This is a genomic window from Agromyces aerolatus, assembly GCF_031432255.1.
Taxonomy (GTDB): Bacteria; Actinomycetota; Actinomycetes; order Actinomycetales; family Microbacteriaceae; genus Agromyces.
Map to the genome: position 1 here is coordinate 285,156 of NZ_JAVKGQ010000002.1, position 18,334 is coordinate 303,489.

16 protein-coding genes and 1 other RNA gene are annotated in these 18,334 nt (G+C 70.4%); 9 read left to right on the forward strand and 8 right to left on the reverse strand.

Going from position 1 to position 18,334, the window contains the following annotated elements; translation table 11 throughout:
- Positions 1-38 precede the first annotated feature (38 nt).
- From RH864_RS04245 to RH864_RS04265, 5 genes are read right to left on the reverse strand one after another with little or no spacing between them, the layout of a single operon-like run.
- Positions 39-1,763: a hydantoinase B/oxoprolinase family protein gene (locus RH864_RS04245; RefSeq protein ID WP_310516265.1), complete on the reverse strand. Its 1,725-nt coding sequence runs from the start codon at positions 1,761-1,763 to the stop codon at positions 39-41.
- Positions 1,760-3,877: a hydantoinase/oxoprolinase family protein gene (locus tag RH864_RS04250; RefSeq protein WP_310516267.1), complete on the reverse strand. Its 2,118-nt coding sequence runs from the start codon at positions 3,875-3,877 to the stop codon at positions 1,760-1,762. Before RH864_RS04250 ends, RH864_RS04245 begins: the two co-directional genes overlap by 4 nt.
- On the reverse strand, positions 3,874-5,178 hold the full coding sequence (locus RH864_RS04255) for a metal-dependent hydrolase family protein (protein WP_310516268.1): 1,305 nt from the start codon (positions 5,176-5,178) through the stop codon (positions 3,874-3,876). The genes RH864_RS04250 and RH864_RS04255 overlap by 4 nt, the downstream gene beginning before the upstream one ends.
- Positions 5,178-6,383 carry an NAD(P)/FAD-dependent oxidoreductase gene (locus RH864_RS04260; protein ID WP_310516269.1) on the reverse strand — a complete coding sequence of 402 codons (1,206 nt, stop codon included), beginning with the start codon at positions 6,381-6,383 and terminating at the stop codon, positions 5,178-5,180. Before RH864_RS04260 ends, RH864_RS04255 begins: the two co-directional genes overlap by 1 nt.
- The gene (locus tag RH864_RS04265) at positions 6,380-7,354 is read right to left on the reverse strand and encodes a dihydrodipicolinate synthase family protein (protein ID WP_310516270.1); all 975 of its coding nucleotides are present in this window, start codon (positions 7,352-7,354) and stop codon (positions 6,380-6,382) included. Before RH864_RS04265 ends, RH864_RS04260 begins: the two co-directional genes overlap by 4 nt.
- Before the next feature lie 264 nt (positions 7,355-7,618).
- Between RH864_RS04265 and RH864_RS04270 the strand changes: the two genes are divergently transcribed.
- On the forward strand, positions 7,619-8,656 hold the full coding sequence (locus RH864_RS04270) for a LacI family DNA-binding transcriptional regulator (protein WP_310516271.1): 1,038 nt from the start codon (positions 7,619-7,621) through the stop codon (positions 8,654-8,656).
- A gap of 45 nt (positions 8,657-8,701) precedes the next feature.
- Here RH864_RS04270 and RH864_RS04275 read toward each other — a convergent pair whose 3' ends face one another.
- Positions 8,702-9,997: an MFS transporter gene (locus RH864_RS04275; RefSeq protein WP_310516272.1), complete on the reverse strand. Its 1,296-nt coding sequence runs from the start codon at positions 9,995-9,997 to the stop codon at positions 8,702-8,704.
- A gap of 116 nt (positions 9,998-10,113) precedes the next feature.
- On the opposite strand from RH864_RS04275, the gene prfB reads away from it, so the two are divergent.
- The 5 genes from prfB (at position 10,114) to RH864_RS04300 (ending at position 14,611) form a co-directional block, all read left to right on the forward strand.
- The gene (gene prfB / locus RH864_RS04280; RefSeq protein WP_310516273.1) at positions 10,114-11,223 is read left to right on the forward strand and encodes a peptide chain release factor 2; all 1,110 of its coding nucleotides are present in this window, start codon (positions 10,114-10,116) and stop codon (positions 11,221-11,223) included.
- Between the two features lie 84 nt (positions 11,224-11,307).
- Positions 11,308-12,318 (forward strand): cell division ATP-binding protein FtsE, encoded by a 1,011-nt coding sequence (gene ftsE / locus RH864_RS04285; RefSeq protein ID WP_310516274.1) that lies wholly within the window; start codon positions 11,308-11,310, stop codon positions 12,316-12,318.
- Positions 12,315-13,226, forward strand: coding sequence for a permease-like cell division protein FtsX (gene ftsX / locus RH864_RS04290; protein WP_310516275.1), 912 nt, complete (start codon positions 12,315-12,317; stop codon positions 13,224-13,226). Before ftsE ends, ftsX begins: the two co-directional genes overlap by 4 nt.
- Positions 13,227-13,355: 129 nt before the next feature.
- Positions 13,356-13,832, forward strand: a complete 477-nt coding sequence (gene smpB, locus RH864_RS04295; RefSeq protein WP_310516276.1) for an SsrA-binding protein SmpB — start codon at positions 13,356-13,358, stop codon at positions 13,830-13,832.
- A 44-nt stretch (positions 13,833-13,876) separates the two neighbouring features.
- Entirely contained in the window at positions 13,877-14,611 is a 735-nt protein-coding gene (locus RH864_RS04300) for a tyrosine-protein phosphatase (protein ID WP_310516277.1), read from the forward strand.
- A gap of 33 nt (positions 14,612-14,644) precedes the next feature.
- On the opposite strand, the gene RH864_RS04305 is transcribed toward RH864_RS04300, so the two are convergent.
- Positions 14,645-15,301, reverse strand: a complete 657-nt coding sequence (locus RH864_RS04305) for an SIMPL domain-containing protein (protein WP_310516278.1) — start codon at positions 15,299-15,301, stop codon at positions 14,645-14,647.
- Between the two features lie 159 nt (positions 15,302-15,460).
- Between RH864_RS04305 and ssrA the strand changes: the two genes are divergently transcribed.
- Positions 15,461-15,829: a transfer-messenger RNA gene (ssrA, locus tag RH864_RS04310) on the forward strand.
- Positions 15,830-15,955: 126 nt separating this feature from the next.
- A complete protein-coding gene (gene mgrA, locus RH864_RS04315) occupies positions 15,956-17,008 on the forward strand; it encodes an L-glyceraldehyde 3-phosphate reductase (protein WP_310516279.1) in 1,053 nt (350 codons plus the stop codon).
- 21 nt (positions 17,009-17,029) lie between these two features.
- Here the strand turns inward: mgrA and hisN are convergent, their stop codons facing one another.
- Complete coding sequence (gene hisN / locus RH864_RS04320) at positions 17,030-17,845, reverse strand: histidinol-phosphatase (RefSeq protein ID WP_310516280.1); 816 nt, start codon at positions 17,843-17,845, stop codon at positions 17,030-17,032.
- Positions 17,846-17,948: 103 nt separating this feature from the next.
- Between hisN and RH864_RS04325 the strand changes: the two genes are divergently transcribed.
- Positions 17,949-18,314, forward strand: coding sequence for a hypothetical protein (locus RH864_RS04325; protein WP_310516282.1), 366 nt, complete (start codon positions 17,949-17,951; stop codon positions 18,312-18,314).
- The last annotated feature ends 20 nt before the right edge of the window (positions 18,315-18,334 follow it).

The following is an 18,334-nucleotide window of genomic DNA, read 5'->3' on the forward strand; positions in this document are numbered from 1 at the left end:
CCTTTTCAGTGGTGGTCGGTGGGGCATCGGGTGGTGCTTCAGATGGTGCTGCGTTGCGTGCGTGCCGGCGTCGGATGCGGGGTGCCGTCGGGATCGACGACGACGCCGTAGACGGCGGCCGCGGCATCCGGGCTGACGTAGCCGTCGAGGACGTCGGCGGCGACGGCGTCCAGCGGGCGGTCCAGCGGGTCGCCGTAGCCGCCCCCGCCGGCCGTGCGGTTGACGAACCGGTCGTCGGTCGTCATCGCGGCGCGATACATGCCGACGCGGAGCTCGCGGTCGGTTCCCGGCCACAGGACCATCTCGCTCGGCTCGGGCTCGAGCCCGCCTTCGAGCGCCCACGGGCGGGTCTTCGACTTCTTCTTCATCGAGAGCACCTCGCCGGGATCGACGTAGCGGACCTCGCGCAACACGCCGACGCCGCCCCGGTACCGTCCGGCACCGGCGGAGTCCTGGATGAGCTCGAGCCGCTCGTGGAAGATCGCGGCCTTGTGCTCGAGCACCTCGATGGGCGTGTTCCGTACGGTCGTCTGCGAGGGGTGCTGCTGGGCGTTGCCGCCGTCGTGGTCGTGGGACGCGCCCCACCCGATGCCCTCGTTGTTGCTCACGACGTAGTCGAGTCCGGTCCGGGAGTCGCGGCCGAGTGCCATGAATCCGGGCTCATCGCCGCCCGAGGAGGCGGGGATGGACTCGATCACCTGCGCGAGCGCCTTGTGGATGAGCTCGGTCGCGACGATCGCGCTCCACTGCGTGAACGTCGCCGACGGGTACTGCGCATTGAAGATGCTGCCCTCCTCGGCGATGATCTCGAGCGGCGCGAAGTGGCCCGCGTTCGCCGGTTCGTTGGGCGTGGTGAGGCTCTTGAACGTCGCCTTCACGATGCCCTCCGTCGATCCGATGGGCAGGTTGACGGGTCCCGCGACCGCGGGGGACGAGCCCGTGTAGTCGGCGGTGATCGAGTCGCCGTCGATCGTGACGGTCACCATGATCTCGATGAGGTCGTCGGTGATGTTGTCGTCGTCGATATAGTCGACGGCCGTCCAGCTCCCATCGGGAAGCGCCGCGACGGCCTTCCGGGCAACCGCCTCGCCGTGCTCGATCACCTGCCTGATCGCCTGATCGACCGTCGCGATCCCGAACTTGTTCCAGATCTGATGCAGGCTGCGCTCGCCGACGCGCAGGGAGGCGAGTTGCGCGTGGAAGTCGCCGAGCGTCAGCTCGGGCAGCCGCGAGTTGAACCTGATGAGCTCGGTGATGTCGCGGACGACCTCGCCCCGGTGCACGATGCGCGTCCCGGGGAAGATGAGCCCCTCTTGGTGCATGTCCGTCGAGTCGAGGACGTAGCCCGCGTCCTTCGCCCCGAGGTCCATCCAGTGCGCGCGCACCGCGAGGTAGGCGCTCGGACGTTCCCGGCCGTCGCTGAAGACGGGTGCGAAGAGCATGGCGTCGTACGCGTGCGCCCCGTTCCAGTACGGGTAGTTGAGCAGGTAGACGTCGCCCGGCTCCATGTTCTCGATGCCGATGTAGTCGCTCGCGAGCACGAGGGCCCGGTCGTTCGCGCCCAGGAAGTGGGTGATCCCGGATGCCTCGGCCATGAGCTGCTGCTCGGCGTTGTAGATCGAGATGCCGAAGTCGAGGACGTCGTAGATGACGGGGTTGAACGCGCTGCGGACGAGGGTCCTGCGCATCTGCTCCGCGGCTGAGACGACGTAGTTGCGGATGACCTCGACCGTGGCGCCGTCGAGTCGTTCGTGGGTGGTCATGCGAAGGCTCCCGTGGTGAGGTCGACGCCATCGAGGGCGGCGGTGAGCTTCGTCGAGTCGATCGACTCGACGGCGGGTGCACGGCGGATCGCAAGATGGCCGTACTCGTCGACGGTGAGCTCTTGATCGCCGAAGAAGACGGTCGTCGAGGTGCCCTCCTCGACGATGGCCGGCCCGCTGATCCGGTGGCCGGCGAGCAGCGTGCCGCGATCGTAGACGGCGAAGTCCGCCCAGGCGTCGGTCGCGACGTCGAACGCCCGCCGCGAGCCGGTGGGCTCGGCAGCCCGGTCCGCCTCGGCGATCCGCACGAGCGCGGGCTTCGGCTGCCTGCCGACCGCGCGCAGCCTGACGCTCAGGATCTGCCCGGACTCGTCCATCGCATGACCGTGTCGCGCGAGGTGGAGCTCGTTGAATCGAGCCAGCAGGTCTGCCGCGCTCTCGCCCGGCAGGTAGTCCACGGCGAGGGCGTGCTCCTGCCCGAGGTATCGGATGTCGAGCGATTGCGTGATGCCCCGCGCCGACTCGGGAACGTGCTGCTGCTCGAGGATCTCGACCGCGCGAGCGCGGAGCTCGGCGAACGTGGGCTCGAGCTCGGCGATGGCCTCGTCGGTGAGCGGCCGCAGCGAGGTCGCTGCGAACTCGTACTCGAGATCGGACATGAGCATGCCGAACGCCGAGAACGCCGACGGCACGCGCGGCACGAGGGTCGTGTCGATCTCCATCTCGCGCGCGAGCATGGGCGCGAGGAGCGGGCCCGCCCCGCCGAAGGCGAGGAGCGTGAACTCGCGGGGATCGAGTCCGCGTTCGATCGTGATCTCGCGCAGCGCCCCGACCGTGCGCGCGATCAGGATACGGAGGATGCTCGCGGCGGCCGCCGACTCGTCCACTCCGAGGGCGCCGGCGATCCGGTCGGAGATCGCGGCCTTCGCCGCCTCGGCGCTCACCTGCATCTGTCCGCCGAGGAACGCGTCGGGGTCGAGGTATCCGAGCGCGAACGAGGCATCCGTGACGGTGGGCTCGGTCCCGCCGTTCTGGTACGCGGCAGGTCCGGGCACCGCTCCCGCGCTCTGGGGCCCGACCTTGAGCAGGCCCTCGTCCATCCACGCGATCGAGCCGCCGCCGGCGCCGATCGTGCGGATGTCGAAGATGGGGATGAGGAGCGGGAGGCCGTCGATCTCGGCCTCGTGGATCTCGCTCGGCTTGCCGTCGACGACGACGCACGAGTCCACGCTCGTCCCGCCGACGTCGAAGGACAGGACGTTCTTGAGCCCGAGTTCACGTGCGAGGAAGGTGGTGCCGACGACGCCGCCCGCCGGGCCGGACAGCACCGTGGTGAGCGGCGCCTGCTTGGCGAGGTCGGAGGTCATCGCCCCGCCACCCGACCGCATGATGTGCAGCGGCCGGCTGAGCCCGCCCTCCGTGAGGCGGGTCTCGAGCGAGTCCAGGTAGTTGTTCAGCACGGGCCGGATGTACGCATCGAGCACGACCGTGCTCGTGCGCTCGTACTCGCGGTACTCACGCGTGAGGTCGCTCGAGATGGAGAACTGCACGCCCGGGAACTCCGCCCTGAGCACGTCGGCGGCACGTCGTTCGTGGACCGGGTTGGTGTACGAGTGCAGGAAGCAGATCGCGATGGATCCGAGCCCGTGCTGTTCGATGAGCTCCCGGGCCGCCTCGATGAGCGCCGCCTCATCGAGCGGGACCACCTCGGCGCCCTGCGCGTCGAGCCGGCCGGGGACACCGCGCCGGTGGCGCCGGGGCACGAGCGGCGCGGGACGCTGGTAGCTGAAGTCGTACATGTGCGACACCGGGATCGCGGCGCGAGCGATCTCGAGGAGGTCGCTGAACCCCTCGTTCGCGATGACGCCGACGTCCGCACCGTTCCGTTGCAGGATCGCGTTCAACCCGAGCGTCGTCCCGTGTGCGAACGACTCGATCGCGGCGATGTCGTCGACGAGGCCGTCGACGCTGCTGATCACGCCGCGCGCCGGCTCGTCCGGGGTCGTCGAGACCTTGTGGACGACGATCTCGCCCGTGGTGGTGTCGTACGAGATCGCATCGACGAACGTGCCGCCGATGTCGACCGCGACTTTGAGGGTGCGCGTCGCATTCATTGCCGTGCTCCTGTTCCTGAGGTTGCGAGGGCGTCGAGGTCGCTGCGCACCACTCGGCCGCCCTGGATGACGGTGCCGATCGTGCGAAGGGCAGAGACGGTGATCGTCGGGTCTTCGGCGGTCACGACGAGGTCGGCCGCGAGCCCCTCGGCGATCGAACCGAACCGGTCGGCTGCGCGAAGCAGCCGCGCCGCCTCCCAGGTTCCGGCGCGCAGCGCCGCGCCGACGGGCAGCCCGGCCTGCTCGAGCAGTTCCATCTCCTTGACCGCGCAGGACGTGCCGTCGTTCGGCTCACCGGGGAGGTAGTCGGTGCCCGCGACGATGCGGATGCCGTCGTCGTCGAGGTGGGCCGGATCGACGATCGCACGCCCGAACGCGCGCTGGATGCTCGCGAGGTGCGTGGGGTGCACGCGCATGGCGAGCTCGATCTGCCACTCGGTGAACCCGTGCGCCCGCATCCACTCGGGGCAGCTCGTGACGGACAACGTGGGCGTGAGGTAGGCGCGGTGCTCGGCCATCATCTCGACGGTGGCGTCGTCGAGGTCGTACCCGTGCTCGAACGCCGTGATCCCGACCGAGATCGCCTCGCGGATCGCATCGCCGCCGCCCGCGTGCGCGGCCACGTACGTGCCCTGCTCGGAGGTCGCGCGAACGACGGCCCGCATCTCGTCCCTGGTCATCTGGGCGCCGTTGAACGACTCGTCCGCGTGCGCGATCCCGCCCGAGATGAACACCTTGATGTGATCGGCGCCGGCTTCGAGCTCGGTGCGAGCCGCCTTCAGGAACTCGTCGTGGCCGTCCGCGTAGACGCAGGCCATGCCCTTGCCGTGTCCGCCCGTGATCCCGAGCGCCCGGCCCGACGCGAAGATGCGCGGGGCGTCGAGCCAGCCCTCGGCCACGGCCTGACGGATGACGATGTCGGCCTGGTTCTGCTCGTCGAGGGTGCGAACGGTCGTCACCCCGGCCAGCAGCGCATCGCGGGCGCGGCTGGCACCGCGCAGCGCGCTCGCTCCCGAGGTCTCGTGGACGTCGGTCTCGTCGAAGGGATAGACGATCGTGAGATGGGTGTGCACGGAGACGAGGCCCGGCACGAGGTAGCGGCCTCCGAGGTCGATGCTCGCCGCACCCGCGGGCGGGGGCGTGTCGGTGATCTCCCGGATGAGGCCGTCGAACACCTCGACGTTCGTGTCGCGACGGACGGTCGTGCGGATGACGTCGACGACATGACCGCCGACGAGCCAGAGGGACTCGGTCGAGCCGGGCATGCCGGGGGTAACCGGGCGGAGGTTCGTGTTGCGCATCAGTGGTCGGCTTTCTGCAGGGTGGGTGCGGGGGCGGGCACGCGAGGCGCCGCGGGCTCGGCCTCGTCGAGCAGGAGTCGATCGGGGCTGAGGTCGGCGACCTCGATCGTGGGGGGCTCGCCGATGATGAGCTCCGTCATGGTGCGTGCCCAGACCGGCGAGAAGGTGAAGGCGTAGGTCCCTCCCGTGACGAAGAAGCCGTCCGAGCCCGTGATCTCACCGATGACCGGCATCTCGTCCGGGGTCGCCGCGAGCGGGCCGGGCCAGGCGCGCGAGAGCGTCAGCTTCTCGACGGCCGGCACGATGCGGATGGCGTCGGCCATGTTGCCGGCCACGCTCTCCTCGCTGATCGTGGTCCGGCCGGCGAGGTCGAGCCGGCCCGCCGGCCAGCCGCCGCCCACGAGCACATTGCCGGTCGTGACCTGCTTGACGGAGAGTCCCCGGCTCACATGCTGGACGAGGTGGGGCAGGAAGCGCGGGGCGCGGACCGTCTCGTGCATCTGGATCGCGACGGGCGCCATTGCGAGCCGGTAGCCGGCCATCGCGCTCACCTGCTGGATCCACGGACCGGCGGCGTTCACGACCGCGGGCGCCGAGAACTCGCCGATGGTGCTGCGAACGGTCCAGCTCGATCCGGAGCGTTCGATCGCCACGACCGGGGCATCCGTGTACACGGTCGCGCCGAGGGTTCGCGCGGCGCTCAGATACGCGGGCGTGGCGAGGAGCGAGTTGGCGTAGCCGTCGAGCGCGCACCACGTCGCTCCACGCACGGACGGTCCGAGTTGCGGCATGGCGGCTCGTGCGGCCGTTCCATCGAGCACCTCGGTGGGAATCCCGGCGTCCGACTCCCAGAGCGACTTGGTGTGCAGCTCCTCGACGTCTTCGGCGGTCTCGGCGACCGTGAACCCGCCTGAGCGCACGAGGCCGACGTCGGCTCCGAGGCGCTCGCCGACGCCCTCCCAGAGCGTGCTCGCCTCGCGTTGGAAGGGGAGCAGTCGCGCGACGTTCACGGGCACCTGCTGATTCGGCCGACGCGAGTGCACGGCCTGGATGTGCAGGTTCCCTGCGGTGGTGCCCGATCCCTGCCTCCCGGGCAGCGATCGCTCGACGAGTACCGCGGTGAGCCCGCGGGCCGCGAGCTCGAACAGTGTCGCGGCGCCGAGCACGCCGCCCCCGATGACGATCACATCCGCGGTCCGCTTCACGGGCGCGCGCCTTCCTCGATGAGCTCCGCGAGGCGTCCGGCGCGCACGTGCAGTCCGCCGTCGAGGAGGACGCCGGCGATGGCCGTCAGCCGGTCGGGGTCCGACACGTCGAGGAGCGGTTCGCGGACGGGCCCTGAGGGCTGCTCGAGGAGCCGCATGGCGGCCTTCAGCTGCGCGATGGGTGAGGCGAACCGCCCGCTGTAGTCCGGATTGATCATGCGCCCGCTCACCGCGGCGTACTTGTCGACCCAGAATCGCGCGAGCTCCGCGTTACCCTCCCGGACCGCGTCGAAGAACGGCACCGCGTACGGCGCACCCACGCCGCCTCCGTCGATGGCCCCGTCGCCGCCGAGGCCGAGCATGACGGCGAGCCCCTTGCGGCTGGTGAGCGCTCCGAACACGCGTACCTCGCTGGAGACGGCCTGCACCGTGTTGACCATGGCGTTCCAGTCGCCCGTGCTGTCCTTGATCGCGACGACCTGCGGAAGCGCGGCGAGCCGCGACATGAGCCCGGCGGACTGCGCGAGGTCGACCGAGACGCCTCGCGGCCAGTTGTAGACCATCACCGGGAGGGGTGTCGCGTCGCCGAGGGCGCGGTAGAACTCGACGACCTCATCGGCGCTGGGATGGACGTACGGGGGAGGCGTCGCGAGCACGCCGTCGGCGCCGACGGAGTGGGCGTGGCGCGCGAGCTCGGCGGCTTCGGCGCCCGTGTACGCGGTGACGCCGACGACGACCGGGAAGGCGCCTTCGGCGGCTTCCACGGCGATCTCGGCGACGCGGTGCCGTTCGGAGGTCGACTGCGCGAACCACTCACCGGTGCTGCCGTTGACGAGCACCCCGTGCACGCCGTGCGAGCGGTAGAGGCGGATGAGCTCCGCGAGCCCCTGCTCGTCCAGGCGCCCGTCCGGGTGGAAGGGTGTCGGCGCTGCGGGCCAGTACCCGGACCAGTCGACGTCGTGGCGGTTCACGGGGCCTCCATTCACGGCAAACATCTGCGTTTTGTGCCATCGGTTGCACTAGTTTGCACAAGTTCCGCGAATCCGTCTAGTGCGAATTTGTCGTCCGGCCACGCGCGTTCTCGGTCCGCAATGCGCACGCTGCCCACGCGACCGTCCGGGATCACCGCGGATCCCGTGGAATCGATCGCACACGAACTCGATCTGCCGCTATGCTGTGCTCACCCGTGGGGAGCGCCGCGGGCCGACGCCTTGACCTCGTGAGGGAGGAGCCCGATGGCAGCGACGCTGCGCATGGTTGCCGAGGCGGCCAGCGTGTCGCTGAGCACGGCGTCTCGCGCGCTGCAGGGCTCGCCGCGGATCTCGCCGGCCACGCGGAAGCGGGTGCGCTCGGTCGCCGCCGACCTCGGCTATCGCCCGAACCATGCGGCGCGCGCACTCCGATCGCGCCGATCGCGGCTCGTCGGCCTCGTCCTCAACAACCTCGTGAACGTCTCGTTCCACACGATCGCCGAGGTGGTCCAGCGGAAACTCAGTGCCGAGGGATACCAGCTGATCATCTCCATCACCGACGGCGACCCGCGCGTCGAGAAGGAGTTGCTCATGACGCTCGTGGACCACGGCGTCGACGGGGTCATCGTGATCGGCAGCGGCCTGAACGCCGCGACGACGAACGAGTTCCTCGAGAGCGACATCGCCGTGGTGAACGCCATCCGGTCGTCCCCCGACAGTCGCGCCCCCACCGTGCTCGCGGGCGACCGCGACGGGGCGTACACCGCGGTGCGCTACCTCCTGGAGCTCGGACACCGCAGGGTCGGCTACATCGGCGGTCTCGACTCGACCGACTCGGGTCGCGAGCGCTTCCGCGGCTATCGTGAGGCGCTCGCGGACTCGGGGGTCGAGCTCGATGACCGCCTGATCTCGAAGGGGCCGTTCACCCCGACGTTCGGCGCCGACGCGATCGACGAGCTGCTGGCCGTACGCCCGGGCATGACGGCGCTCTTCGCGGCCAACCACGAGGCCGTGTTCGGCATTATGCCCGGCCTCGTCGCCGCGGACGTCGAGCTCGCTCGTGAGCTCTCGCTGATCTGCTACGAGGACATGCCGTTGCTGCAGATGTGGCAGACGCCCGTCACGGTCGTCGACACCGGCGCGGAGGAGATCGGGGCGCTCGCCGTGGATCTCCTGCTCGATCAGATCGATCTCGACGGGACCACGCGGGGGCCCGAGGGCGCTCCGCGGAAGGTCAACCGGACGTACCGGGTCGGCGCGCAGCTCGTCCAGCGCCAGTCGTGCGCTCCGCCGCGATCCTGACGGCCGGTCCGGCTGAGACGCCGACCGACGCCGGCGCCGCGTGGATCAGTCGTCCCCCTCCGGCGGCGACTCCTGCCGGCCGCGCCGCACGTGCGGCACGTACCGGGGCACCCAGCGCCAGAGCATGACGGCGCCGACGATCCCGAGCCCGCCGACGACGGCGCTCGCGGCCATGATCGACACGATCGAGGTGACCGCCGAGATGAGCAGGGGTGCGCCCGCCTGGCCGGCGTCGGCGATCGTGCGGAAGGCGCCGAGGAACGGCGCGGGGTTGCGCTTGGGTGCGAGGTCGGCGCCGAGGGTCATGATGATGCCGCTCGTGACGCCGTTCGCGACGCCGAGGAAGATCGCGAGGCCCGTGAACCAGGCGACCCGGTCGGGCAGCTCGTGCGTGAAGGCGAGGGCGATGTGACCTGCGGCCATGCCGAGCAGACCCGGGATCGCGCTCCAGAGCCGGCCGTACCGGTCCATGATCTGACCGCTCACGTAGAAGAGCGCGAAGTCCAGCGCACCCGAGACGCCGATCACGAGGGCCGCCTGCTCGGCGGGCATGCCGATCGACACCGACCACAGCGGCAGGATGACCGTGCGGCTCGCCCTGAGTGCCGACAGCAGGCCCGCCCCGGTGCCGATGCGGGCGAGCACGCCCGCGTGGGTCCGGATCGCGTGGAACACGCTCGCGGACTCGGCTTCGGCCTCGGCCTCGCCCGCGGTCCTCACCTCACCGGATGCTCCGCGCGCGACGCGTGCCGCACCGAACGTCTTCTCGGGGTCGGGCAGGAGCAGCAGGACCGCGACGACCGCGAAGCACGCGACGACGAGCACCCAGAACACGGCCTCGCTCGAGCCCGTCCAGGCGATGATGCCCGCAGCGACGAACGGCCCGATGGCCCAGCCGCCGCGGAACACGCCGCCGAGGGTGGACAGGGCACGTGCCCGGACGCGCGCCGGCACATACGTGGTCAGGAACGCGTGCCGGGCGAGCCCGAACACGGCGGTGGCGAGGCCGAGCAGGAACACGCCGACCCCGAGCGCGAACACCGACGGCAGGCCGAGGGGCACCAGCACGGCGATCACGGCGAGCATGGCCGCGCCGATCATGGCCGGCCGTTCGCCGATGCGCGCGACGAGCCATCCGGCCGGGAGGTCGGCGACGAGCTCGCCGACCATGAGCATGGCGGCGACGAGCCCGGCGACCGCGAGCGAGGCGCCGCGGTCGGCGGCGACGAGCGGGATGACGGGGATCATCGCGCCCTCGCCCAGCGAGAACACGAGTGTGGGCAGGTAGGCGGGGAGCACCACCGAGCGCCAGGAGAAGGGGGGCTGCGAGGGGGCACTCATCGTGCTCGACGCTACACCCGGGCGACTCGGCCTCCGGTCCGGCGCCGGCGCGGCCCGATCTCCCTCACGCCGCGGCGGCGATCGGCGGCGGTCCGCACGGCTAGGCTGTTCGGGACATGTTGGATGCAGACTTCTCGCAGGCGATCCAGGCCCTGCGCGCCACGTTCCGGGACATTCGCGCGGTCGTCGACGTCGACGCGCTCGAGGCCGACATCGCCCGGCTCTCCGAGGAGGCCGGTGCGCCCGACCTCTGGGACGACACCGCGAACGCGCAGAAGGTGACGAGCGCGCTGAGCCACCGCCAGGCCGAGCTCAAGCGCATCACCGAGGTCGAGGGGCGGCTCGACGACCTCGACGTGCTCGTCGAGCTCGCCGCCGAGATGGACGACGAGGAAGCCGCCGAGGAGGCGCGTCAGGAGCTCGCCGCGCTCGAGGGGGTCGTCGGTCAGCTCGAGGTGCAGACGCTGCTCGACGGCGAGTACGACTCGCGCGGCGCGGTCGTGACGATCCGTTCGGGCGCCGGCGGCGACGACGCCACCGACTTCGCCGAGATGCTCATGCGCATGTACCTGCGCTGGGCCGAGCGGCACAAGTACCCGGTGAAGGTCATGGACACGTCCTACGCCGAGGGCGCCGGCATCAAGTCGGCCACGTTCGAGGTCGACGTGCCGTACGCGTACGGCACGCTCTCGGTCGAGGCCGGCACGCACCGGCTCGCACGCATCAGCCCGTTCGGCTCGGCCGACAAACGCCAGACGAGCTTCGCGGCCGTCGAGGTCATCCCCGTCATGGAGGAGGCGCAGGAGGTCGACATCCCCGAGGGCGATATCCGCGTCGACGTCTTCCGGTCGTCGGGCCCGGGCGGTCAGTCGGTCAACACGACGGACTCGGCTGTGCGCATCACGCACATCCCGACGGGCCTCGTCGTCTCGATGCAGAACGAGAAGTCGCAGATCCAGAACCGCGCGGCCGCGATGCGCGTGCTGCAGACCCGCCTGCTGCTGCTCAAGCGCGAGGAGGAGGCGGCCAAGAAGAAGGAGCTCGCGGGCGTCATCACCGCGAGCTGGGGCGACCAGATGCGCTCGTACTTCCTCTACGGTCAGCAGCTCGTGAAAGACCTGCGCACGGGCTACGAGGTCGGCAACCCGGCGTCCGTGTTCGACGGCGACCTCGACGGCCTCATCGCGGCCGGCATCAAGTGGCGCAAGCGCAAAGACGACGACTGACGTCACGATTTCGATGAACGCAGGCACGATGAGGTGCGCGTCGTTCAGCCCGATTTCACCGCACACTGCTTAGGCTCGAACGCGATGATCCGCTTCGATTCCGTCACCAAGACCTATCAGGGTCAGGGCAGGCCTGCCCTGAACGACATCGGCGTGGAGATTCTGCGCGGCGAGTTCGTGTTCCTCGTGGGTGCGTCAGGCTCCGGCAAGTCGAGCTTCCTGCGGCTGATCCTCAAAGAGGAGAAGCCGACGAAGGGCTCGATCCACGTGCTCGGCCAAGACCTCGGCTCGATCTCGAGCCGCAAGATCCCGTACTTCCGCCGCAGCCTGGGCGTGGTCTTCCAGGACTTCCGCCTCCTGCCGAACAAGTCGGTCTACGACAACGTCGCGTTCACGCTGCGCGTGATCGGCAAGTCGCGCGGCTTCATCCAGTCGGCGGTCCCCGAGACGCTCAAGCTGGTCGGCCTCGACGGCAAGGCCAAGCGGATGCCTCATGAGCTCTCCGGTGGCGAGCAGCAGCGCGTCGCCATCGCCCGCGCCATCGTGAACAAGCCGCAGGTGCTGCTCGCGGACGAGCCGACGGGCAACCTCGACCCGGTGACCAGCGCGGGCATCATGACGCTCCTCGAGCGCATCAACGCGAGCGGCACGACCATCGTCATGGCGACGCACGAGGCCGGCATCGTCGACCAGATGAAGCGACGCGTGATCGAGCTGTCGGCCGGCGACATCGTGCGCGACGAGACCGAGGCCGGCTACGACGGCCAGACCGTGCGCGACATCGAGTACGTGCCCGAGCAGCAGCCCGACGCACCCATCACGGCCGTCGCGCCGAAGATGACGCCCGAGATCATGCGCGACGCCCCGCCGCTCTACGTCGAGCCCGAGGCGACCGACGACGTCACCGACGCCGCCGCGCAGATCACGGCCGCGGCGACCGGGCAGATCCAGCTCGACCCCGAGCAGCTGAAGCCGAAGGACGAGTCCGCGCCCGAGGCATCCGACCAGCTGACGCTCGCCGAGCGGCTCGGGCTGCGCGCCCCGGGAGGCCCCCGGCATGACGACCGCGACCAGGAAGTGGGGCCCACCTCATGAGGATCGGGCTCGTGCTCGCCGAAGCGGCGAACGGCCTGCGTCGCAACGCCTCGATGGTCGTGTCGGTCGTGCTCGTCACGTTCATCTCGCTCACGTTCGTCGGCACCGCCGCGCTCATGCAGCTGCAGATCGGCCAGATGAAGAGCTACTGGTACGACCGCGCGCAGGTCGCGGTGTACCTCTGCACCACGGTCTCGACGGCCGCGGGATGCATCGACGGCGAGGCGACCGAGGAGCAGAAGTCCGCGGTCGAGTCCCAGCTCGAGTCGGCGACGCTCGTGCCGTACATCGACGAGTTCTACTTCGAGGACCACCAGCAGGCGTACGAGAACTTCCAGCAGCAGTTCGAGGGCACGCCCGCGGCGGACTACGTCACGCCCGAGGTGCTCAACGAGACCTTCTGGGTGAACCTCGTCGACCCGTCGCAGTCGGAGGTGATCGCCGAGGCGCTCGCGGGGCTCGCCGGGGTCGAGCAGGTCGTCGACCAGCGGCGGTACCTCGACCAGATCTTCGACGTGCTGAACGCCGCGAGCTTCACGGCGATCGGCATCGCCGCGATCATGCTCGTCGCGGCCGCGCTGCTGATCGCGACCACGATCCGGCTCTCGGCGTTCTCGCGGCGACGCGAGCTCGGCATCATGCGCCTCGTCGGCGCCTCGAACCGGTTCATCCAGACGCCGTTCGTGCTCGAAGGCGTCATCGCCGGGCTCATCGGCTCGATCCTCGCGGGCGGCGCGCTCATCGCGATCGTGCACTTCTTCGTGCAGGGCTACCTCGCGAACTCGCTGTCGTTCACGTTCGTCGGACTCGGCGAGGCGTGGCTCGTGGTGCCGCTCCTGATCGCGGTCGGCGTGCTGCTCGCCGCGGTCTCCGCGGGGATCGCGATCCGCCGCTACCTGCGGGTCTGAGGGGTCTCGGTACGCATCCTCCTTCGTCGGTCGCTCCTCGACCGGCATCGGTGGGCTAGACTGAACGGCTGCCCGGGCTCCGCCCGAGGCATCCGTCAGTCAGCCGAACCAGCATCGAAGGAGCGCGCCGTGCCCAAGGAACGCGGTCAGAAGGTCGTCGCGACCAACCGCAAGGCGCGGCACGACTACACGATCGAGGACACCTACGAGGCCGGCCTCGTGCTCACCGGCACCGAGGTGAAGTCGCTGCGTGAGGGGCGTGCGTCGCTCGTCGACGGCTACGCGTTCATCGACGGCGGCGAGATGTGGCTCGACGCGGTGCACATCCCCGAGTACACCGAGGGCACGTGGAACAACCATGCCCCGCGCCGGAAGCGCAAGCTGCTGCTGCACAAGCAGGAGATCGTGAAGATCAGCCACCGCACGAAGGACGGCGGGTACACCCTCATCCCGCTGTCGATCTACTTCAGCGACGGCCGTGCGAAGGTCGAGCTGGCGGTCGCGAAGGGCAAGCGCGAGTACGACAAGCGGCAGGCGCTGCGCGAGCGGCAGGACAAGCGCGAGGCCGACCGGGCCATCGCGTCGAGGCGGCACCTGGGGGAGTAGCCTCGCTCGGGCGAGTTGTCAGACGCGGTCGGTAGGCTGCGCGGGTGACCCTCCACGCGCGCATCCCCGTTCCCGGCACGTACAACTTCCGCGACGTCGGCGGCCTGCCGGCGGCGACCGGGCTCGTGCGGAGCGGCGTGCTCTACCGGTCCGACGGTCTGCAGCGGCTGGGTGAAGGCGGTCGCGCGGCGCTCGCCGAGCTCGGAGTCGGCATCGTCATCGACCTGCGTGACGACACCGAGGCGAGATTCATGCCCGACGACCTCGACGGGCTCGACGTCGAAGTGCTCAGGCTTCCCGTGTTCGAGGGTTCAGGGGCTTCGCACGGCCCGAACGTGACGCTCGACGCGCTCTACGAGCGCATCGTGACGCAGCACGCGAACGTCGTGGTGAGCGCCATCCGCGAGATCTCGACGGCGGGCGACCGGGCCGTCGTGGTGCACTGCACGGCCGGCAAGGACCGGACCGGCATCGTGACCGCGCTGACCCTCCTCGCGGTCGGGGTCGACCGCGACGACGTCGTCGCGGACTACGCGCGGACCGAGGCGAACCTCGCGGGGGAGTGGCTCGAAGAGATGGTCGCGATGGTCGGCCGGTTCGGGGTGCCCGACGGCCCCGAGCTCCGGGTGCTGATGGGGGGCAGCCCGCCCGAGGCGCTCGAGCACGTGATCGCGCTCGTCGAGCGCGAGCACGGTTCGGCACGCGAGTACCTGCTCGCCTCGGGGCTCACGCTCGAGGAGCTCGCGACGCTCGAGCACCTGCTCGTCGAGCCGACCTGAGGCGCGGCTCGCGCGCACCCCGCGTCGAGGTCGTCAGGCGCTGAAGCGGGCGTCGACGGATGCCTCGATCACGAGGTCGGCCGGCGTGAGCTCGGTGACCGGGGCCTGCGGGCCGCCGAAGGCGGCGGCGCGCATCATGACCGCCTGCGGGGCCTGCGGCCCGGGGTGCGGCCCGAGCAGCCCGCGGTCGGCGAGCTCGACGGGCTGCGGCTCGCCGAGTCCGAGCGCGTCCGCATACACCCGGGCCTTCGCGACGGCGTCGGTGACCGCGCGGCGCTGGGCGTCCTCCTGCACCCGGCGGCGCGTGGCATCCGTCAATCGCCAGTCGACGCCGCCGACCGTGACCGAGTCGCGCTCGGCCACCGCACTCACCCATTCGGTGAGGCGAGCGAGATCCCGGAAGACGACCTCGACCTCGGCCCGGGCCTCGTGGATGAGCGGGAGCTGCCGGCCATCGGCGTTCCAGGGCCGGTGCGACCAGACGCGCAACTGCCCGGCCGACCACGCGTCGAGCGTGCCCGCCGCATCGAGGGACTTCACCTCGGCGAGCAGTTCGTGATGGCTGCCGCCCGACTGCTGGAGGATCGCGTCGCGGTTCGCGCCCGACGCGGTGACGATGAGCGTCACGGCGCCGAGCTCCGGGGCGATGCGGGTCTCGGCCTGGCCGGTGACGGTGATCTGCGTGCTCACGGTTCGCTCCTCGGGGTCGGGTCGGCGGCGGGAATGGCGCACGGGGCGCCGATGTTCTATTCTGTAAGGCCGCGCAGTTCGCTGCTGCGGTTGATGGCAACTCCACAGTGTGCGACGACGGCCCGCCATGATCTTGTGCAGACAAGACCTGGTGACCATGGGGATGATCGGTTTCGACATCGTCTGAGTAACCGCGAGAAGCGGGCCGAGGATGCAGGGTTATCTCGTGAACGCTCCCTGCGAAACAATAACTGCCAATAAGAAGCAGTCCGACTTCGCCCTCGCTGCCTAAGCGAGTCCGATAGTCCGTCAGTCCGGGTGGGTTCCCGCCCCGGTCGCTGGCGTCATCTAGGGAACTTGCTGCGCGCCGTCGCCTGAGCGGCGTGCGGGACTTTCTTCAGGCTGGGCCTGTCGACTCAGTTGCCTGTGGCAAGAGTCGGGGCCGAGCAGAACGCCTCACAGGATGCGCCCGGAGAAGGCGCGGGACCACAGCGATGGACGGGGGTTCGATTCCCCCCATCTCCACCCAAGGTCGTCGTCGCACACGAACCATCGGCGAAGCGGCCGCCCACGGGCGGCCGCTTCGTGCATCACCGACTGCCGCACCAGGTCGAAGCGTCAGTTCGTCATCGGGACCGCAGTAGCATTGCCCGCATGCCGTACGTCGCAGACGCCGCCCGATATGACCAGATGACCTACCGCAGATCGGGTGCCTCGGGGCTGCAGCTCCCGGTGCTCTCGCTCGGGTTGTGGCACAACTTCGGCGAGAACCGGCCGCTCGACGGGCAGCGCGAGATGCTGCGCCGCGCGTTCGACCTCGGCATCACGCACTTCGACCTCGCGAACAACTACGGACCGCCCTACGGCTCGGCCGAGGAGAACTTCGGGCGCGTGCTCTCGTCCGATCTCGCGCCGTACCGTGACGAGCTCATCATCTCGACCAAGGCCGGCTGGGACATGTGGCCCGGGCCGAACGGGGTCGGCGGCAGCCGCAAGTACCTCACGGCGAGCCTCGACCAATCGCTGTCGCGCATGGGGCTCGACTACGTCGACATCTTCTACCACCACCGGCCCGACCCCGACACGCCGCTCGAGGAGACCGCGGCAGCGCTCGACTCGATCGTGCGCGCGGGCAAGGCCCTCTACGTCGGCATCTCGTCGTACTCCTCCGAGCAGAGCCGCGAGATCGCCGGCCACCTCCGTGAGCGCGGCACGCCGCTGACCATCCACCAGCCCTCGTACTCCATGCTGAACCGCTGGATCGAGACCGAGGGCCTCCTCGACACCGCCGAGGACCTCGGCTTCGGCGTGATCGGCTTCACACCGCTCGCGCAGGGCCTGCTCACCGACAAGTACCTCCGCGGCATCCCCGAGCACTCGCGTGCCGCGGCGGGCACCTCGCTCGACCCCTCGATGATCTCCGAGCAGGCGGTCGAGCGGCTCCGCGGCCTCGACGAGATCGCCTCGGCCCGAGGCCAGTCGCTCGCGCAGCTCGCACTCGCGTGGGCGCTGCGCGACGAACGCGTGACGAGCCTCGTGATCGGCGCGAGCCGGGTGGAGCAGATCGAAGAGAACGTCCGCGCGCTCGACCGGCTCGAGCTCGCCGATGACGAGCTGGCCACGATCGACCGGCACGCGGTGGACACGGGGGTCGACCTCTGGGCCGACGCGCGTGGCGGGGGAGAGCTGCCCGACCTGCGCAGCTGAGCGCTGCGTGGGCGGGCCGCGTCAGCTCGGCTCGCGCAGCGCCGCGAGCACGGCCTCGTGCAGGTGGCCGTTGGTCGCGAGCGCGCTGCCGTGGTGGGCGCCGGGTGCGCCGTCGATCGAGGTGAACCGGCCCCCGGCCTCTTCGACGATCGGGATGAGGGCGGCGAGGTCGTAGGTCTTGACGTCGAACTCGCCGGCCAGGTCGATGAGGCCCTCGGCGAGCAGGGTGTACGACCACAGGTCGCCGTAGGCGCGGTCGCGCCACACGCGCTCCGAGAGCGCGAGCAGGCGGTCGAGGTATCCGGCGTCGCGCCACTGGGCGAGGCTCTGGAAGCTGAGCGAGGCGTCGGCCAGTCGGGCCACGTTCGACACCGCGATGCGCCGTGGCTCGGCGCCCGGGGCATCCGTCGTCCAGGCGCCGTGCCCGCGCGACGCCCACCAGCGGCGGCCGAGTGCGGGGGAGGAGGCGACGCCGACGACCGGCTCGCCGTCGACGGCGAGCGCGATGAGCGTGCCCCATACGGGGACCCCGCGCAGGAAGTTCGCGGTGCCGTCGATCGGATCGACGATCCACTGGCGAGTCGTCGAGCCTTCGGTGCCGAACTCCTCGCCGAGCACCCCGTCGTCGGGGCGGGCTTCGGCCAGACGATCGCGGATGGCGCGTTCGACCGCGAGATCCGCCTCGGTGACGGGTGTGCGGTCGGGCTTGGTCGAGACCTCGAGGTCGACGGCGCGGAAGCGCCCGAGCGAGATCGCGTCGGCGCGGTCGGCGAGGTCGAGGGCCAGGGCCAGGTCTTCGGCCGGTGCCGGGGAATCGGTGGGAGCGGTCACGTGCATCAACCCTAGCCAACCGGCACTGTTGCGTTCGGCCGGTCCTGGTGTACGGTGAGCGTCACTCAGCTCCATCCGACGGCATACCCGGCCGAGAGAGGCCTCAGCGATGAGGATCAGCCCGAAACGAGTCGTGCGCGCCCTGACGCGCAGGTCGGTCGCGCTCGCGACCGCGTCGCTCGTCGCGCTGCTCGCGCTCTCGCTCGCGGTCGCGCCGACGGCTCCGGTCGAGGCGCTCGCGATCGCCGGGCAATCGTGGATTCCCGGCGAGGTCCAGCACGAATCAGCCGATCGCGATGCACCGGCCGCGAGCGCCGGAGCGGTGGATGCCGACGATGCCGGAGACGATGCCGCCGATGCGCACAGCTGGCTGGTCTGGCGACTGGTCGCGCTGCGCGCCGGCGCCGCGCAGGCGCGCAGCCGGGGCATCCGTTCGGCCTTCGGTGCTGACCCTCGCGGGCCACCCGCCGTCTGATCCGCCTCGCTGCCGAGGTG

Bases quoted from the DNA above. Each gene is read 5' to 3' on its own strand.
- RH864_RS04270 (WP_310516271.1), top strand. From the start codon at position 7,619: ATGGCAGCGACGCTGCGCATGGTTGCCGAGGCGGCCAGCGTGTCGCTG.
- ftsE (WP_310516274.1), top strand. From the start codon at position 11,308: ATGATCCGCTTCGATTCCGTCACCAAGACCTATCAGGGTCAGGGCAGG.
- RH864_RS04245 (WP_310516265.1), bottom strand. From the start codon at position 1,763: ATGACCACCCACGAACGACTCGACGGCGCCACGGTCGAGGTCATCCGC.
- ftsX (WP_310516275.1), top strand. From the start codon at position 12,315: ATGAGGATCGGGCTCGTGCTCGCCGAAGCGGCGAACGGCCTGCGTCGC.
- RH864_RS04250 (WP_310516267.1), bottom strand. From the start codon at position 3,877: ATGAATGCGACGCGCACCCTCAAAGTCGCGGTCGACATCGGCGGCACG.
- RH864_RS04255 (WP_310516268.1), bottom strand. From the start codon at position 5,178: ATGCGCAACACGAACCTCCGCCCGGTTACCCCCGGCATGCCCGGCTCG.
- mgrA (WP_310516279.1), top strand. From the start codon at position 15,956: ATGCCGTACGTCGCAGACGCCGCCCGATATGACCAGATGACCTACCGC.
- hisN (WP_310516280.1), bottom strand. From the start codon at position 17,845: ATGCACGTGACCGCTCCCACCGATTCCCCGGCACCGGCCGAAGACCTG.
- RH864_RS04275 (WP_310516272.1), bottom strand. From the start codon at position 9,997: ATGAGTGCCCCCTCGCAGCCCCCCTTCTCCTGGCGCTCGGTGGTGCTC.
- RH864_RS04325 (WP_310516282.1), top strand. From the start codon at position 17,949: ATGAGGATCAGCCCGAAACGAGTCGTGCGCGCCCTGACGCGCAGGTCG.
- prfB (WP_310516273.1), top strand. From the start codon at position 10,114: ATGTTGGATGCAGACTTCTCGCAGGCGATCCAGGCCCTGCGCGCCACG.